Origin of the sequence: Sphingomonas sp. A2-49 (assembly GCF_025548555.1) — a bacterium.
Taxonomy (GTDB): Bacteria; Pseudomonadota; Alphaproteobacteria; order Sphingomonadales; family Sphingomonadaceae; genus Sphingomonas.
The window spans coordinates 180330-194066 of record NZ_JAJLPA010000001.1; the positions used below are offsets into that span (position 1 = coordinate 180330).

Annotated in this window: 15 protein-coding genes; 4 read left to right on the forward strand and 11 right to left on the reverse strand. The window is 68.5% G+C overall.

Features of this window, described 5'->3' with window-relative positions; translation table 11 throughout:
- Nucleotide 1 precedes the first annotated feature (1 nt).
- The 6 genes from hfq to dusB all read right to left on the reverse strand — a co-directional run bounded on the left by hfq (nucleotide 2) and on the right by dusB (nucleotide 7824).
- Entirely contained in the window at nucleotides 2-487 is a 486-nt protein-coding gene (hfq, locus tag LPN01_RS00855; RefSeq protein ID WP_262826467.1) for an RNA chaperone Hfq, read from the reverse strand.
- 122 nt (nucleotides 488-609) lie between these two features.
- Nucleotides 610-1986 (reverse strand): sigma-54-dependent transcriptional regulator, encoded by a 1377-nt coding sequence (locus LPN01_RS00860; protein ID WP_262826468.1) that lies wholly within the window; start codon nucleotides 1984-1986, stop codon nucleotides 610-612.
- Nucleotides 1987-1989: 3 nt separating this feature from the next.
- Nucleotides 1990-4200, reverse strand: a complete 2211-nt coding sequence (locus LPN01_RS00865; RefSeq protein WP_262826469.1) for an ATP-binding protein — start codon at nucleotides 4198-4200, stop codon at nucleotides 1990-1992.
- A gap of 144 nt (nucleotides 4201-4344) precedes the next feature.
- The gene (gene ntrC, locus LPN01_RS00870) at nucleotides 4345-5760 is read right to left on the reverse strand and encodes a nitrogen regulation protein NR(I) (RefSeq protein WP_262826470.1); all 1416 of its coding nucleotides are present in this window, start codon (nucleotides 5758-5760) and stop codon (nucleotides 4345-4347) included.
- Nucleotides 5757-6803, reverse strand: a complete 1047-nt coding sequence (locus tag LPN01_RS00875) for a two-component system sensor histidine kinase NtrB (RefSeq protein ID WP_262826471.1) — start codon at nucleotides 6801-6803, stop codon at nucleotides 5757-5759. The genes ntrC and LPN01_RS00875 overlap by 4 nt, the downstream gene beginning before the upstream one ends.
- A 7-nt stretch (nucleotides 6804-6810) precedes the next feature.
- Nucleotides 6811-7824, reverse strand: a complete 1014-nt coding sequence (dusB, locus tag LPN01_RS00880) for a tRNA dihydrouridine synthase DusB (protein WP_262826472.1) — start codon at nucleotides 7822-7824, stop codon at nucleotides 6811-6813.
- A gap of 81 nt (nucleotides 7825-7905) precedes the next feature.
- Between dusB and LPN01_RS00885 the strand changes: the two genes are divergently transcribed.
- The 3 genes from LPN01_RS00885 to LPN01_RS00895 are packed head-to-tail and all read left to right on the forward strand — an operon-like array spanning nucleotide 7906 to nucleotide 10045.
- The gene (locus tag LPN01_RS00885) at nucleotides 7906-9030 is read left to right on the forward strand and encodes a bifunctional 2-C-methyl-D-erythritol 4-phosphate cytidylyltransferase/2-C-methyl-D-erythritol 2,4-cyclodiphosphate synthase (RefSeq protein WP_262826473.1); all 1125 of its coding nucleotides are present in this window, start codon (nucleotides 7906-7908) and stop codon (nucleotides 9028-9030) included.
- Nucleotides 9027-9545 (forward strand): hypothetical protein, encoded by a 519-nt coding sequence (locus LPN01_RS00890; protein WP_262826474.1) that lies wholly within the window; start codon nucleotides 9027-9029, stop codon nucleotides 9543-9545. Before LPN01_RS00885 ends, LPN01_RS00890 begins: the two co-directional genes overlap by 4 nt.
- On the forward strand, nucleotides 9545-10045 hold the full coding sequence (locus LPN01_RS00895; RefSeq protein ID WP_262826475.1) for a CinA family protein: 501 nt from the start codon (nucleotides 9545-9547) through the stop codon (nucleotides 10043-10045). Before LPN01_RS00890 ends, LPN01_RS00895 begins: the two co-directional genes overlap by 1 nt.
- On the opposite strand, the gene LPN01_RS00900 is transcribed toward LPN01_RS00895, so the two are convergent.
- Together LPN01_RS00900 and lipA are read right to left on the reverse strand one after the other, a co-directional pair.
- On the reverse strand, nucleotides 10006-10464 hold the full coding sequence (locus LPN01_RS00900) for a type II toxin-antitoxin system RatA family toxin (RefSeq protein ID WP_262826476.1): 459 nt from the start codon (nucleotides 10462-10464) through the stop codon (nucleotides 10006-10008). The genes LPN01_RS00895 and LPN01_RS00900 overlap by 40 nt on opposite strands.
- Complete coding sequence (lipA, locus tag LPN01_RS00905) at nucleotides 10457-11416, reverse strand: lipoyl synthase (RefSeq protein WP_262826477.1); 960 nt, start codon at nucleotides 11414-11416, stop codon at nucleotides 10457-10459. Before lipA ends, LPN01_RS00900 begins: the two co-directional genes overlap by 8 nt.
- Nucleotides 11417-11584: 168 nt before the next feature.
- On the opposite strand from lipA, the gene LPN01_RS00910 reads away from it, so the two are divergent.
- Nucleotides 11585-12214, forward strand: a complete 630-nt coding sequence (locus LPN01_RS00910; RefSeq protein WP_262826478.1) for a carbonic anhydrase — start codon at nucleotides 11585-11587, stop codon at nucleotides 12212-12214.
- A 37-nt stretch (nucleotides 12215-12251) separates the two neighbouring features.
- Here LPN01_RS00910 and LPN01_RS00915 read toward each other — a convergent pair whose 3' ends face one another.
- The 3 genes from LPN01_RS00915 to LPN01_RS00925 all read right to left on the reverse strand — a co-directional run bounded on the left by LPN01_RS00915 (nucleotide 12252) and on the right by LPN01_RS00925 (nucleotide 13725).
- A complete protein-coding gene (locus LPN01_RS00915; protein WP_262826479.1) occupies nucleotides 12252-12773 on the reverse strand; it encodes a GNAT family N-acetyltransferase in 522 nt (173 codons plus the stop codon).
- Complete coding sequence (ndk, locus tag LPN01_RS00920) at nucleotides 12773-13195, reverse strand: nucleoside-diphosphate kinase (RefSeq protein ID WP_262827034.1); 423 nt, start codon at nucleotides 13193-13195, stop codon at nucleotides 12773-12775. The genes LPN01_RS00915 and ndk overlap by 1 nt, the downstream gene beginning before the upstream one ends.
- 89 nt (nucleotides 13196-13284) lie before the next feature.
- On the reverse strand, nucleotides 13285-13725 hold the full coding sequence (locus LPN01_RS00925; protein ID WP_262826480.1) for a DNA polymerase III subunit chi: 441 nt from the start codon (nucleotides 13723-13725) through the stop codon (nucleotides 13285-13287).
- Between the last annotated feature and the right edge of the window lie 12 nt (nucleotides 13726-13737).

Here is a 13737-nt window from a genome sequence, read left to right on the forward strand (position 1 = left end):
ACTATTCGTCCGTCTCGCCCTCGTCGGCGAGGTTGAGCGCCCGCGCGGGCTGGATCGTCGACACCGCATGCTTGTAGACCAATTGGGCCATGCCCTCGCGCTGGAGCAGCATGCAGAACAGGTCGAAGCCGGCGATATGGCCCTGAAGCATCACGCCGTTGATGAGGAACATCGTCACCGAATCTTCGGACTTACGCACGGCGTTCAGGAATATTTCCTGCAACAACGGCTGCTTGCGCTGCGCTTCGCCGACGGAGTCGACGATCGCGGCGATATCCATCGGACCCGACGGCATGATCGTCGAGATCGCATGTTTGTAGATCAGCTGCGACTGGCCGTCGCGGCGCAGCAGCACCGAGAAATTGTCGAACCAGGTAACGATACCCTGAAGCTTGACGCCCTTCACGAGGAACATCGTCACCGGCGTCTTCGAGCGACGCAGGGCATTGAGGAACAGGTCCTGGAGGGACCCTTGCTTGTCGGCCATGAGGAGCCTTTCGTATTATTGGCGAGCCGTTAGCCCGCTATCGCGCCGTTTCCCGGCGTCGGATGCCGGTCGGTTCGACCAGCCACATGCATCTATGAACGATGATGCCCCGCGTCCAGCGATCAATCCTCGCGCATGTCGGTGATGCCGAGCAACTTGAGCTTCCGGTGCAGCGCCGATCGCTCCATCCCGATGAAGCTCGCGGTGCGGCTGATGTTGCCCGAAAAGCGGCGGATCTGGACGCGCAGATATTCGCGCTCGAACGTCTCGCGCGCCTCGCGGAGCGGTGCGCCCATGATCGCGCCGCCGCCACCGCCGCCGATATCGCCCTGATCGCCCAGCACTTCCGCGGGCAGCAGGTCGAGGTCGATCCGACCGATGCGGTCGCCCGGCGCGAGGATGATCGTGCGCTCGACCACGTTGCGCAGCTGGCGGACGTTGCCCGGCCAGTCGTAGGACTGGAGCGCGACCATGGCGTCCGACGCGATCTCCGGCGTCGGGACGCGGCGGTCGGCGGCATAATGCGCGATGAAATGCTCGACCAGCGCGGGAATGTCCTCCCGCCGCTCGGCCAGTGCCGGGATCGGCACCGGCACGACGTTGAGCCGGTAATAGAGGTCCTCGCGAAAGCGCCCCTCGGTGATCTCATGCGCGAGGTCGCGCGAGGTGGCGGACACGACGCGGACGTCGACCTTGACGATGCGGGTGCCGCCGATGCGGCTGAAGCTCTGGTCGGTCAGCACGCGCAGGATCCGAGCCTGCGTCGCGATCGGCATGTCGGCGATCTCGTCGAGGAACAGCGTGCCGCCATGCGCCTGTTCGAGCAGTCCCGGGCGGACGAGGTCGCCCCCCTCCTCCACCCCGAACAGTTCCTCCTCGACCCGTTCGGGCGTCATCCGCGCCGCGCTGACGATGACGAACGGCGCCTGGACGCGGTTGCTCCATCCGTGCAGCAGCCGCGCGGCGACCTCCTTGCCGACGCCGGCGGGGCCCATGATGAGCACCCGGCTGCCGGTCGCCGCGACGCGCTTCAGCGTCGCACGAACGGCGTTGATCGCGCCCGAACTGCCCGTCAGGTCGCTTTCGCGACCTGCGGAGACGCGCAGGCTCGCGACTTCCCGACGCAACCGTTCGGTTTCGGTCGCGCGGGCGACCAGCAGCAGCAGGCGCTCCGCCTCGAACGGCTTTTCGATAAAGTCGCTCGCACCGCGCCGGATCGCGGCGACCGCGGTGTCGAGGTTGCCGTGGCCCGAGATGACCAGCACCGGGATCGACGGATCGCGTCGCTTGATCTCGTCGAGCAGTTCCAGCCCGTCGAGCCGCGATCCCTGCAACCAGACGTCGAGCAGCACCAGCGACGGCCGCCGCGTGGCGATCGCCTCCAGCGTCGCGTCGCTGTCGGCCGCGGTCCGGGTTTCGTAGCCTTCGTCCTCAAGGACGCCGGCGACCAGTTCCCGGATATCGTGTTCGTCGTCGACGACGAGGATGTCGAGCGCCATATGCTAATTCCGATTGCGTGTGAGTGCGGCGAGCTGGTCGTCACCGACGGGTTCGGGTGCGCTGGCACCCTGATCGAGCGCGGCGAGGGCATCCGCATCGAAGGCCATGCGGACGACCGTGCCCCCCTTGTCGCGGTCGGCGAAGGTCATGATGCCGTGATGCTCCTCGACGATCTTCTTGACGATCGCGAGGCCGAGGCCGGTGCCGCGGGCGCGGGTGGTCATATAGGGCTCGACGATCCGGTCGCGGTCGGGCGGCAGGCCGACGCCGCTATCGGCGACCTCGACCACCACGGCGCCGTCGTCCGCACGCACGCACATCACCACCGAACCACCGTCTTCGCCTTTCGCCTCGATGGCTTCGACCGCATTCTTGACGATATTCGTGAATGCCTGGCTCAACTGGCGGCGATCGCATACCAAGGTCGGCGCCGGGACGTCATGGTCGAGTTCGAAGCGAACGCCGGGATGCGCGACCTCGTGCAGGAACAAGGCCTGGCGGGCGATGTCGACCAAGGATTCCTCGCGGAACACCGGTTTGGGCATCCGCGCGAAGGACGAGAATTCGTCGACCATCCGGCGCAGGTCGCCGACCTGGCGCACGATCGTCTCGGTCAGCCGCGCGAACGTCGTGTCGTCGGGGTCGATCTTGCTGCCGTAGCGGCGCTGGAGCCGCTCGGCTGCGAGCTGGATCGGGGTCAGCGGGTTCTTGATCTCGTGCGCGATCCGGCGCGCGACGTCGGACCAGGCGGCGCGGCGCTGGTCGAGCAGCTGCTGCGTGATATCGTCGAAGGTCAGGATCGGCCCAGAATCGGTCCGCGCGATCCGCACCGCGAGCGTCCGCGGCTCCCCGCCCCGCGCCACCTGTACGATCGCCTCGCGCTCGCGCCCGGCGACGAGGTCCGCCAGTTCCGGCGCGACCGCGCCCAACGGTCGCCCGACGAGGCCATCGACGCCGGTACCGATCAGCTCGGTCGCGGACCGGTTGGCGATCCGCACCGTCCCGTCCTCCGCCACCGCGATGACGCCGGCGGAGACGCCTGCCATGACCGCCTCGATCAGCGCGCGGCGGTTGTCGAGCTGGTCGTTGGCGGTCACCAGCGCGCTCGTCTGTTCCTGGAGCCGTCCGGTCATCTGGTTGAACGCGTTGGCGAGCGTGCCCACCTCGTCCTTGCGGCGCGGGTCGGGAACCCGCGCGGTCAGGTCGCCGGTCGCGACCTTGCGCGCGGCGTCGACCAGTTCGGCGACCGGCCGCACCAGCCGGTCCGCGACCGCGAGCGCCGCCCAGACGGCGATGCCGACGATGAGCAGCGATACCAGCAACAACGCCGCGTTGAACTTGAGTTGCAGTGCACGCGACCGGCTCTGGAGGGCCTGATAGTCGCGGACGATCGCGTCGCCACGGCGGATCTGGCTGGCGAGCTGAGGATCGAAGATCCGCGCCGAATAGAGATAGGCGCCCTTGCCATAGGATATCGGCACGACCGCCCCGATGCGGTCGTCGCTGCGCACGATCACATAGGGCGCGCCCCGATCAAGCGCCTGCTCCATCGCGGGCGAGACGATGTTCTGCAACGGCCGTTCATAGGGGTTGAGGACGATCAGCGGATCGCCCTCGCCCTTGCGGATAATCATCGCCTCCGACTGTTCGCGGCGATAGGTCTGGACGAGCAGGAGCTGCTGGAAATACGGGCTGTCGACCGCATGGCCCTGCAATTCCGCGGACAGATCGCCGCTCATCGCCTGCACCTGCGCGACGACGCGATCGACCTCGCGCTGGTAGTTCTCGCCGACCAAAGTGCGGGCATTCTCTAGCATGCCGCTGGCGCGGTCGGACGACCAGAATTCGACCCCGATCTGGAACAGGAGCGAGGCGAAGATCGTCACCAGCAGCGCCGGTACCGCGGCGATGATCGAGAAGATCGCGACGAGCCGGACGTGCAGCCGTCCCTCGCCGCCCACCGCGGATGCCGCGGCGCGCCGTCGCGCGATACGGCGGCCGACGAGCATAAGCAGCGCGATGCCGGGCACCAGATTGGCCACCAGCAGCGACGCGATCGTCGGCGGCGACAGGGGCATCTGTGGCGTGCTGCTTGCCGCGATGACGAAGTAGGTGGCGGTGGCGATCGCGATCGCCAGCGCGAGGACCAGCGCCTCCACCGCGGGCGTTATCCGCAGGAGGCGCGCCCGGTCGGTCTCATGTAGATCGGGCATCGGGGCCGCGTTCATCACGGCTCTCGTACAACGGGGATTGTTGCACGGAAACCACATAATTTCGGATTGGCGATGGTTTGTGGTGACACTGCGGCAGATCGCCTGTGCCGGAATGGGACGGGGCTATTGCAGACGGACCTTAGGTCAGTCCTCGCTGCGCACACTGATTCCTAGCGTATCCAGACGCTTACGCAGCGTATTGCGGTTGAGGCCGAGGGCGCGCGCGGCGCGCAATTGATTGCCGCCGTGGCGGGCGAGCATGGTTTCGATCAGCGGACGTTCGACCTCGCCGATGACGCGGTCGTAGAGCGTGCCGTCGTCGAGGGCGTCGGGACGCTCGCGTGCGATACGCTCGACGAGGTGTCGCACCGCCTCGGCGATGCCCGGATCGGCCGCCTCCCCCGTCGCGCCGGGCGCGCCGAGCAGGTCGCGGATCGTCGCCGCGTCGATCAGCTCGTCGCGTGCGAGCACAGCCAGGCGGCGCATCAGGTTTTCGAGCTCGCGGACGTTGCCCGGCCAGTCGTGCGCGGCGAGCGCCGCCTGGGCCGCGTCGCTCAGCTGACGCCGCGGCAATCCCTGTGCTGCCGCGCTTTCGAGGAAATGACGCGCGAGCAACGGAATGTCCTGCCGCCGTTCGCGCAGCGCGGGCAGCGGCACCGGCACGACGTTGAGCCGGTAGAACAGGTCCTCGCGAAACTGGCCGGAGGCGACCTGCTGCGTCAGGTCGCGGTTGGTGGCCGCGACGACCCGGACATCGGCGCGCATCGTCCGTGCACCGCCGACAGTGGTGAACTCGCCCGATTGCAGCACGCGCAGCAGCCGCGTCTGCGCCTCCATCGGCATGTCGCCGATCTCGTCGAGGAACAACGTTCCGCCCGCCGCCTGTTCGAACCGGCCGGCGTTGCGCATCGCCGCGCCGGTGAAGGCGCCGCGTTCGTGCCCGAACAGCTCCGCCTCGATCAATTCGCGCGGGATCGCCGCCATGTTGATCGCCACGAACGGTGCCCCGCGCCGCGCGCCCAGATCGTGGATGGCGCGCGCGACCAGCTCCTTGCCCGTCCCGGACTCGCCCGAAATGAGCACGGTCAGGTCGTTGGACAACACTCTTGCGATGATGCGGTAGACGTCCTGCATCGCGGGCGATCGCCCGATCAGCGGCAGCGCCGGGTCCTCGCCCGCTTCCGGCTGCGGCATCACCGCATTGCGCGCCAGCGCCCCGGCGACCGCGCGGGTCAAATCGTCGAGGTCGAACGGCTTGGGGAGATATTCGTAGGCGCCGACCTCCGCCGCGCGCACTGCGGTGGTCAGCGTGTTCTGCGCCGACAGGATGATGATCGGCAGTTGCGGCAGGCGCTGGCCGACTTCCCGCACCCGTTCGATGCCGTCGCCGTCGGGCAGCACGACGTCGGTGACCAGCACGTCGGGAACCCGCGTCGCCAGCGCGCGGTCGAGTTGCGCGAGCGTTTCGGCGGTCTGCACTTCGTGACCGGCGCGGCGCAAGGCCTGGGCGACCACGGTGCGGATCGCGGCGTCGTCGTCGACGACCAGAATGCGGGTCATGGCCGCGCGGCGCGTGGCAGGAGGAGGCGGAGCGTCGTCATTTCGGGACTTCCTTCGCGGGCGTATTGGACGATGCCGCCCATGTCGCGCATCAGCTTGTCGACCAACGCGAGGCCCAGCCCCTGCCCCTCCGGCCGCCCCGACACGAACGGGTCGAACAGATGATCGGCGATGTCCGCCGGCGCGCCCGGACCGTTGTCGAGCACGCAGATCTCGATCGGCAGCGGCACGCGCGGGCGGCCGGGCGCCGCGGCGACCGACATGCCGTGACGATAGGCGGTGGTGATGACGATCCGGGGGTTGCGCTCCAGCTTCGATGCTTCGCGCGCATTCTTCAGAAGGTTTATCAGGATCTGGAGCGTCGCGTCGCGGTTGATCGCGGCGGGCGGCAGCGACGGATCGAACCGCTCCTCGATCGTGATGCCGCGCGCGAACCCAGCGAGGGCCAGCCGGCGCGCATGACCGATCAGGGGATAGATGTTTTCCGGCGCGATCGGCAGCGGGCGGGTGTCGCTGAAATCCTGCATCCGGTCGATCAGCGCGGCGATCCGATCGACCTCCGTCACGATCAGCGTCGTCAGCTCGCCCGCGCCGATCAGCTGAGCGGCCCCGCGGATCCCCGACAGCGGGTTCTTGATCTCGTGCGCGAGCATCGCCGCGGCACCGCTGGCAGCGCGGGCGCTGGCCCCTCGCCCTGCGGCGTGGCCCAGCCCGCGCGTGCTGGCGGCGCTGTGCAGCGTGATCGTCCGCCAGCCGGGGTGATCGGCGATCGCCGCCTCGACGAAGTCGACGCGGATCTTGGGGCCGTGCGGGATCGCGATCTCGGTATCGTAGAAGGCGACGCCCTGCCCCTCGCGGCGATCGCCGTCGGCGGGTGGCGGCAGGATCGCGGCGAGCGGTTGTCCCCGCATCACCCGTTCGGAAAGGTTGAGCAATTGCTCGGCCAGCGCGTTGGCGTGCGCGATGCGATCGTCCGGATCGACGACGACGACCGCGACGGGCAGCGCGGCGAACAGTTCCGAAAACCCCGGCCGGATCGCCATGGCCGGGTCAGGCGGCCTGCTGCTGCCGGGCGGGCTGGTCGCGATGCGGCGCGTAGAAATCGGCGAGCATGCGCTTGACGGTCGCGGCGTCGGGCTGCTGGTTGACGGCGTTGCGGAACTCCGCCGATCCGGTCAGCCCCTTGGTGTACCAGCCGATATGCTTGCGCGCCATATTGACGCCGGTCACGTCGCCATAATGCGCGAGCATCGTCTCGTAATGCTCGAGGATCACATGGTATTGTTCGTCGAGTGACGGATCGGGCCGGCGCGTGCCCGATGCCAGATACTCCATCACCTGACCCAGCAGCCACGGCCGGCCATAGGCGCCGCGGCCGATCATGATCCCGTCCGCCCCGGACTGGTCGAGCGCGGCGACCGCATCGTCGATGTCGCAGATGTCGCCGTTGGCGATCACCGGGATCGACACCGCCTCCTTGACCGTGCGGATGAAGCGCCAGTCCGCTTCGCCCTTGTACATCTGGTTGCGGGTCCGCCCGTGGACGGTGATGAGCCGCACCCCCAGATCCTCGGCGATGCGCGACAGTTCGGGGGCGTTCAGGCTGTCGTGACACCAGCCCATGCGCATCTTCAGCGTCACCGGCGCCTTTACCGCCTTCACCACGCTGTCGACCAGCGCCGCGGCGAGCGTCAGGTCGCGCATCAGCGCCGAACCGGCGTCGCCATTGGTGACCTTCCGGACCGGACAGCCCATGTTGATGTCGATGATCGCCGCGCCGCGATCCTCGGCGAGCTTCGCGGCTTCCGCCATCTCATAGGGCGTGCAGCCGACCAGTTGCATCGACACCGGCTCCTCGGACAGATGCCACGCCGCCTTCTGGATCGACTGACGCGTTTCGCGGATCGCCGCCTGGCTGGCGATCATCTCCGTGACGTTGAGGCCGGAGCCGTAGCGGCGCACCAGCGTGCGGAACGGCATGTCGGTGACGCCGGTCATCGGCGCCAGCACGACAGGGCTGTCGATCCGCACGGGACCGATCTGGATGGGCGTAAGGTGAGCCATGATCTGCCTGAAAATTGGGCAACGCCTTACCCTGCCCCGCCCGCTCTGGCAAGCTGGCGGGCGTTGCGCTAGGCGGCGGCGATGACGGATCGACCACGCACGGTGGCGCTGATCGTCGCGGCGGGCAGCGGCTCGCGCGCGGGCGGCGCGGTTCCCAAACAATATGCGATGCTGGTTGGCAAGCCGCTGATCGCACACGCATACGCCGCCTTCGCGGGGCATCCGGCGGTGGACGAGGTCGTCGTCGTGATCGCCGCCGGCGCTGAGCGGCAGGCAATCGACGCGCTCGGGCCGGTCCGCACCGTCGTCGGCGGCGCGACACGGCGCGAGTCGGTGGCGCGGGGGCTTGCGGCGGTCACCGGCGCGCGCATCCTCGTGCACGATGCGGCCCGGCCGTTCGTGCCCGCGGCCGTGATCGACCGCGTCCTCGCCGCGCTCGACGAGGCCGATGGCGCGGTCCCCACGCTTGCGGTCGCGGATACGCTGTTGCGCGACGGCGCGCTCGTGCCGCGCGACGGGCTGTCGCGTGTCCAGACGCCGCAGGGGTTTCGCCGCGACGCGCTCGCCCGCGCGCATGCCGGTTGGCCCGCCGGCGAGGACGCGACCGACGACGCGCAGATGGTGCGACGGCTTGGCGGGAGCATCGCTTTGGTGCAGGGCGATGCGATGCTCGACAAGGTCACGCATCCAGAGGATTTCGCCGCCGCCGCAACGCGGGTGGCGTGGGAAACGCGCAGCGCATCCGGTTTCGACGTCCATCGGCTGGAAACGGGCGAAGCGCTGTGGCTCGGCGGCGTGCTGATCCCCCACGACAAGGGGCTGTCGGGGCATAGCGACGCCGATGTCGGCCTGCACGCGCTGACCGACGCGCTGCTCGGCACGATCGCGGCGGGCGACATCGGCACGCATTTTCCCCCCACCGACCCGCAGTGGAAGGGCGCCGACTCGGCCCAATTCCTCCAGCACGCCGCGCGGCTGATCGCCGACAATGGCGGGCGGATCGATTTCATCGACCTCACGCTGATCTGCGAGGCGCCCAAGATCGGTCCGCACCGCGCGGCGATGCAGGCGCGGATCGGTGCGCTGCTGGGGCTCGACATCGATCGGGTGAGCATCAAGGCGACGACGACCGAACGGCTGGGCTTCACCGGCCGCGGCGAGGGGATCGCGGCGCAGGCGATCGCCACCGTGAGCCTGCCGCGATGAGGGCGCTGATCGCCGCCGTGGCGTTGCTCGCCAGCCCGGCCGGGGCGCAGACCCGCTGCATCACCACGCCCGAGGCGGAGGCGATGACGCTGGTCGCGATGCCCGACATCATCCAGCAGACCGGCATCATCTGCGCAGCGCGCCTGCCCGCGAGCAGCCTGCTACGACGGACCGACAGCGACTTCCTCGCCAGATACCAGGTCGCGGCGGATCGGGCATGGTCGAGCGCGCGCGCCGCGATCGTCAAGCTGTCCGACCCGATGATCGATTCGCTGCTCCAGTCCGACTTCGCGCGGCCGTTGCTGACCGCGGCGCTGGCACCGGTGCTGGTCGGGCGGATCAACCCCGCCGACTGCGCGACGATCGATCGCTTCGTGACGCAGCTCGCGCCGCTGCCGCCGCAGAACACGGCCGGCGTGATCGTGACGACGCTGCGCTACTTCAAGGCGGAGAAGGCGAAGGGCAAGGCGATCGCCGTCCCCGACCTGCCGCTTTGCCCGGAAGGCGCGCGGTGATGGATTCGCTGCTGCCCCCCGAACTGCTCGCCGCCGCCGCGCGCGTGGTCGAGGCGAACCGCGCCGCCGGGCGCACCGTCGCGCTGGCGGAAAGCTGCACAGGTGGCCTCGTCGCTGCCGCGATCACCGAGATCCCGGGGTCCTCGGACGTGTTCGGTGCGGGCTTCGTCACCTATTCGAACGATGCCAAGATGAAGCTGCTGCGCGTCAATTCGGACGTGCTCGAAACCTTCGGCGCGGTGTCGATCGCGGTGGCATGGAGCATGGCGCAGGGCGCACTGGCCAACAGCGGCGCCGACGTCGCGGTCGCGATCACCGGCATTGCGGGCCCCGGCGGCGGTTCGGAGAAGAAGCCGGTCGGCACCGTCGTCTTCGCGCGCGCGGAGAAGGGCGGCGATCCGTCCGACGTCCACGCCGATCGCAAGATGTTCGGCGACCTGGGCCGCGGCGGTATCCGGCTTCAGGCGGCGCTGGTCGCGCTCGAACTGCTGCTGCCGTAGAGCACCTTCGCGCGCTCCTCGAAGGCGCCGATCATTCGGCGCAGCGCCACGCCGAACACCTGCCCGGCCAGCATTTCGAACATCCGGTTCTTGAACTGGAAATCGACCGCGAAATCGACCGCACAGCCGCCCTCTTCCGCGCGGAACGTCCAGTCGTTGTGCAGGTATTTCAGCGGGCCTTCGATATATTCGACATGGATCGTGGACGGCCGCGCCTTCTCGACCTTCGACGTGAACGTCTCGCGCAGCCCCTTGAAGCCGACGATCATGTCGGCCAGCGTCGCGGTGGCACTGTCCTGGCGGACGCGCATCGCCGTTACCCAGGGCAGGAATTCGGGGTAGCGCTTCACGTCGGCGACCATGTCGAACATCTGCTCCGGCGTGTAGGGCAGATGCCGCGTCTCGGAATGTTTAGGCACGATCGGGGGCACGATCGGGGGCACGATCGGGGATCCCGGCGGCCAGCTTCGCCTCCCGGTTCGCGCGCATCTTCGCGAAGTCGTCTCCCGCGTGATAGCTCGACCGGGTGAGCGGCGAGGATGCGACGAGCAGGAAGCCCTTGGCGCGCGCGATCGCGGCATAGCTGTCGAACGCCTTGGGCGTGACGAACTCCTCGACCTTCGCATGGCGCGGCGTCGGCTGGAGATACTGGCCCATCGTCAGGAAATCGATGTCGGCGGAGCGCATGTCGTCCATCACCTGATGCACTTCGAGCCGCTGTTCGCCCAGCCCCAGCATCACCCCGGACTTGGTGAAGATCGAGGGATCGAGCTTCTTGACGCTCTCCAGCAACCGTATCGACGCATAATAGCGCGCGCCCGGCCGGATCGTCGGATACAGGCGCGGCACGGTTTCGAGATTGTGGTTGTAGACGTCGGGCCGCGCCGCGACGATCGCCTCGACCGCGGCCTCGTGCTTGTTGCGGAAATCGGGAGTCAGGATCTCGATCGTGGTGCGCGGATTGGAACGGCGGATCGCCTCGATCACCTTGACGAACTGGCGCGCGCCGCCGTCGGGCAGGTCGTCGCGATCGACCGAGGTCACGACGATATGCTCCAGCCCCATCTGCGCCGCGGCGTCGGCGACGTTGTTGGGCTCCATCGGATCGACCGCGCGCGGCATGCCCGTCTTGACGTTGCAGAAGGCGCAGGCGCGCGTGCAGGTGTCGCCCAGGATCATGACGGTCGCATGCTTCTTCGACCAGCATTCGCCGATGTTCGGGCATGCCGCCTCTTCGCAGACCGTCGTCAGGCTTTTCGAGCGCATCAGCTCGCGGGTCGCGGCGAAGCCGGCGCTGGTCGGTGCCTTGACCCGGATCCAGTCGGGCTTGCGCAGGCGTTCCGGACGGGCGAGCGGAGTCATCTCGTTCATGGGCGCGAGATAGCGATCAAGCCGCCCCCCCACAACCTCTGTCCACGGTGTGCCTGCGCCTTGCCCCTTTGTAACGCTTGATGGCTGGGACCGTATTGGCCCTTTCGTGCGGAAACCCAGATGGGATACGGCGTTCTGCACGCAGATCGGACATCAACGGAGGACGCATTGACCGACTTTTCGAACATGATCGAGGGCTATCACCGCTTCCGCAAGGGCGGCTGGACGCAGCAGCGCGAACGCTGGGTCGAGCTGAGCGCCGGGCAAAGCCCCAAGGTCATGGTGATCGCCTGTTCCGACAGCCGGGTCGACCCGTCCCAGATCTTCGACACGTCGCCCGGCGAGATCTTCGCCGTCCGCAACGTCGCCAATCTCGTCCCGCCGTTCGAGACGGGTGGCGGCTATCACGGCGTGTCGGCGGCGGTCGAATTCGCGGTGACGCAGCTGGAGGTGCCGGAGGTCGTCGTGATGGGCCACGCCTCGTGCGGCGGCTGTGCGGCGGCGCTGTCGCACGGCTTCAAGGACAGCAAGGCGGGAGAGGGCAAGTTCATCTCCGACTGGGTCGGCCTGCTCGACGAGGCCCGCGAGCGCGTGATCGCAAAGTTCGGCGACAGCGCCGATGCCAAGCGCGAGATGGAGCATGAGGCGGTTCGCGTCAGCCTCGACAACCTGCGCACCTTCCCTTTCGTCGCCGAGCGCGAGGCGGCCGGCACGCTGAAGCTGCGCGGCGCCTATTTCGCCATCGCCGATGGCGTGTTGCACGTCATGGACGACGACGGCGTGTTCGCGCCGGCCTGACCGGTCCCGCTCCCCCCGCCCGAGGCGGGGGGAGCGGTTAGATGGTGCGGGCGTAGACGACGTCGTCGTACAGCGACGCGCCGACGCGATACTGCCGGCTGCCCGCCATCGCGAAGCCGTTGCGTTCGTAGAATGCCCGCGCCCGCGCGTTCCTGCCGAGCACCCCCAGCAGCAACCGCCGCCGGCCCAGCGCCCGCGCGTCGTCGATCGCCCGGGCAAGCAGCGCCTTGCCCAGTCCCGTCCCTTGCGCGAGCGGCAGCGTATAGATCCGGCGCAACTCGATGTCGTGCGCGTCGCCGGGGATCGGAACGTCGGGCAGGGTGAGCAGCGTGTAGCCGACCGGCGCGGCGCCATCGGCATGTTCGGCAAGCGTCACGATGCTGCCGGACCCTTGCGCCCATGCCTCGAACGCGGCGGGCGAGCTGTTCCGGGTGACGTGCGCGACGATATCGGCGCCGTCGAGGATCCCGGCGAAGGTCGCGAGAAAGCTCGCCCCGGCGACCAGCGCGACGGCGGGCGCGTCCGCAGGGGACGCGCGCCGAAGCCGCCACTGCGTCATCAGCCGACGATTTCGTTCGGCTGGAAGAAATAGGCGATCTCGATCTCGGCGTTCTCGTCCGAATCCGAACCGTGCACGGTGTTCGCCTCGATCGATTCCGCCAGTTCCTTGCGGATCGTGCCGGGCTCCGCGTTCGCCGGGTTGGTTGCGCCCATGATGTCGCGGTTGCGCTGCATGGCGTTCTCGCCCTCCAGCACCTGCACGACCACCGGACCCGAAATCATGAACTCGACCAGGTCGTTGAAGAACGGGCGCGCGCGGTGGACGTCGTAGAAGCCCTCCGCCTGCTCGCGCGTCATCTGGATCCGCTTCGATGCGACGACGCGCAGGCCGGCATCCTCCAGCATCTTGGTGACGGCGCCCGTCAGGTTGCGACGGGTGGCGTCCGGCTTGATGATCGAAAAGGTACGGTTCGCGGCCATGATGGTCACGGGCTCCTGTAATTTGGGGCGGGAAGGAAGTGGCGTCGCCCTAGTCGCGGGTCGGCCGGTTTGCAACCGTCCGCGACGGGTCAGGCCGCCTGCTCCCACCGCCCGCCGTCGTTCTGCTTCCAATAGCGTCGTTCGACGCCGGCACGCTCGCCCAACGCCCGCCAGGCGTCGCGCGCCGGGCGGATCGCGTCGTCCTCGAAGAAATGAAAGGCGCGATCGAAGGCGAGCGCGCCGTCGCGCCATGTGCCGTCGACCAGCGCGACGTGGCGCGCCGCGTTCGTGGCCGCGACGTCCGCCGCGATCAGGATCGGCTGGATCGCGTCGTCACCCGCGCCGGCCTGCGCATGCGGCAGGAAGCTGTCGGCGCGATACGACCAGAGCAGACGGTCGAGCAGCACACGCTGTTCCTCGCGCGCGCTGACGATCAGCAACCGTGCCCCGCTGTCGACGACCTTGGCGGCGATCTGCGGCAGCGCACGGTCGAGCGGCGTGGCGGTGAGATGATAGAAGTCGACCTGCATCGCGCCAGCCTA